This is a genomic window from Sphaerisporangium sp. NPDC049002 (assembly GCF_040649355.1).
Lineage (GTDB): Bacteria > Actinomycetota > Actinomycetes > Streptosporangiales > Streptosporangiaceae > Sphaerisporangium.
This window is the reverse complement of the sequence record NZ_JBEZFH010000393.1, coordinates 1-2,871: the sequence shown is the minus strand read 5'-3', so window position 1 is coordinate 2,871 and position 2,871 is coordinate 1. Positions and strand designations below refer to the sequence as shown.

The 2,871-nt window shown below is 67.4% G+C and carries 2 protein-coding genes; one reads left to right on the top strand and one right to left on the bottom strand.

Translation table 11 applies throughout. From position 1 onward, the window contains the following. Nucleotides 1-40: 40 nt before the first annotated feature. A complete protein-coding gene (locus AB0B89_RS35880) occupies nucleotides 41-955 on the bottom strand; it encodes a PQQ-dependent sugar dehydrogenase (protein WP_358562091.1) in 915 nt (304 codons plus the stop codon). Nucleotides 956-1,520: 565 nt separating this feature from the next. On the opposite strand from AB0B89_RS35880, the gene AB0B89_RS35875 reads away from it, so the two are divergent. Beyond that, nucleotides 1,521-2,871 (top strand): extracellular solute-binding protein (locus AB0B89_RS35875; protein ID WP_358562088.1); only part of this gene is annotated, 1,351 nt, incomplete at its 3' end.

Here is a 2,871-nt window from a genome sequence, read left to right as displayed (position 1 = left end):
TTGAACTTCGCTGGGGGACGTAGGCGGAACGTCTTTGAGGTCACAGAAACGTCCCCAAAGAGCCTTGAAACGTCCTAGGACGTACGGTGAACTTACCGAGGTAGACCACGCCGGTGGCCTTGTCCACGCTCATCCGGAACGGGTTGCGGAACCCCATGGCGTAGATTTCGGGCCTGGTGTTCGCCGTCCCCGGCGCGAACATGTTGCCGGCCGGGATCGAGTACGAGCCGTCGGCGTTGACCTTGATGCGCAGCACCTTGCCGCGCAGGTCGTTGGTGTTGGCCGCGCCGCGCTGCGCGTCCAGGAAGGGCGCACGGCCCGCACGGTCGTCCAGCGGGGCGTAGCCGTCGTTGAAGCCGGGCTCGGTGTCGTCGCCGGTGGTCAGATACAGGTTGCCCGCGGCGTCGAAGTCGATGTCGCCGCCGACGTGGCAGCAGGCGCCCCGGTTGGTCTTGACCTCAAGGACGGTCTTCTCGCTGGCGGTGTTGAGGGTGTTGTCGGCGTTCAGCGTGAAGCGCGACAGCCGGTTGACGCCCTCGAACTTGGCGAAGTCGGCCGGGGTGCCGTCCAGCGGGGAGCCGTTCGGCGGGGTGTTGAGCGGCGGGGCGTAGTACAGGTAGATGAACCGGTTGGAGGCGAACCCGGGGTCGACGCCGACGCCCTGCAGGCCCTCCTCGTCGTTGAAGTACACGGCCAGTTTGCCGGAGACCTTCGTGTTCCCGGCGGCGTCGGTGACGCGCACTGTGCCGTCACGGGCCGTGTGCACGACCGAGCGGTCGGGCATCACGGCCATGGACATGGGTTCGCCCACCTCGGCCACGCCCTTGGCGAGGGTGACCTGCTGGAACTGGGCGGGGTCGACCGGCGCGGCGTGCGCCGGGAGCGGTTGCGCGATGAGAGCCAGCGCCAGCAGCGTGGCACCGGCCCATCGGCGGATCGAGGGTTTCGCGGGCATGGCGGCATCCAGGGGGTGGGGGGTGACCGGGGCCCCACTGGCGCGGGCCCCGGTGGCGCTCACTGGTAGACGCGGACGTAGTCGACGAGCAGCTTCTCCGGGAGAACGGTGGTCGCGTCGCCGTACGACAGGAGCTCGCCGCCGCCCGGGTCGACCGTGGGGCGATGGTCGGCGTGCAAGGACCGCGGCCGGTGCGGACGATCACGGCGTCTCCTCGGCAGGCATGGGGTTCGGGGAGCGCTCCCGGAGATCGAGAGTGCGCTCTCTCGCCAGGAGCTGTCAAGGGCCCAATTAACTCGGAGGAAACCTTGCGCACATCCGCGCGCAATCGGTGACGCAGATCTGAGAGCGCTCTCAATCTGCTCAGGAAACACTTCTTCTTGCCCTCTGACCTGCATGAACGGTGAGGGAACAGAGAGAGCGCTCCCTAGGGGAGGGGGCGGAACCGGTGTCCAGGTCACGACGATCGTTATCGGCGAACCCGTTGACACGGGGGGCGCAACGGAATGAACCTTCTCAGGGAGCGCTCCCTCCATGATCATTAATAGCCCCCCAGGGAGGGTCTATGGGCAAGCTTCGCCCCGGGATGCTCGTCACCCCGCTACTCGCCGCCGTACTGGCCGTCAGCGTGACCGCATGTGGCGGTGACAGCGGTGGCGGCGCGGGTGCCTCTTCGGGCGCCACACAGCCGGCCGAGAAGATCAAGCTGACGGTCGCGCTGTTCAGCGACTTCCACTTCGCTCCTCTGTACGAGGAGTTCAAGAAGACGCACCCGAACGTCGAGATCGTCGAGCGCCGGGCACAGTTCAACGACCACCACAAGAACCTCACCACGCAGCTGGCCACGGGGGCGGGCGCTGCCGACGTCGAGGCGGTCGAGGCGGGCTACATCGCCACGTTCACCCCGCTGGCCGACAAGTTCTACAACCTCAACGACTACGGCCTCGGCAAGCGGCAGAGCGACTACCTCGACTGGAAATGGAAGCAGGGTCTGTCCACCGACGGCACCCAGCTGCTGGGTCTCGGCACCGACGTCGGCGGCCTCGCCATGTGCTACCGCACCGACCTGTTCAAGAAGGCCGGCCTGCCCACCAACCGGGACGAGGTGTCGCAGCTCTGGCCCACCTGGGAGGCGTACCTGGAGGCGGGCAAGAAGTTCGTCGGCGCGAAGGTGTCGGGCGCCAAGTGGTTCGACGGCCCCGGTGAGAACTTCCGCGCCATGGTCGACCAGGCCCCCGTCGGGTTCTACGACGAGCAGAACAACCTGGTCGCCGGCACCAACCCGGACGTGAAGAAGGCGTTCGACCTGTCGGCCCAGATGATCCAGGCCGACGAGTCGGCCAAGCTCAACGCCTTCAGCCCGCCGTGGAACACCGGTCTCACCAAGGGCTCGTTCGCGACCATCATCTGCCCGTCCTGGAAGACCGGCAGCATCAAGGACGCGGCCCCGACCACGGCCGGCAAGTGGGACGTGGCGGCGGTGCCCGGCGGTGGCGGCGGCAACCAGGGCGGCACGCACCTGATGGCCCCCAAGCAGGGCAAGCACCCCAAGGAGGCGGCCGAGCTCATCGACCTGCTGACCAACAAGGACACCCAGCTCAAGCTGTTCACCGACGCCGGGGCCCTTCCCTCCATCCCCGCCCTCTACGACGACCCGACCATCACCGGGTTCAAGAACCCGTTCTTCAGCGACGCGCCGACCGGAAAGATCTTCACCGACGCCGCCAAGGCCCTCAAGCCGCAGCACGTGGGTCCGAAGGCCGGCGACGTCCTGACGACTTTCGGCAACGCCCTCCAGCGCATCGAGCAGGCTCACGAGCTTCTCCAGGGGTTTTCCAGCGGGTCGAACAGTCCCAGCGGGATCACCTTGGCCAGCGGCTCGTCTGTGGTCTCGGCCGGGCCCTGGCCTGATGCGG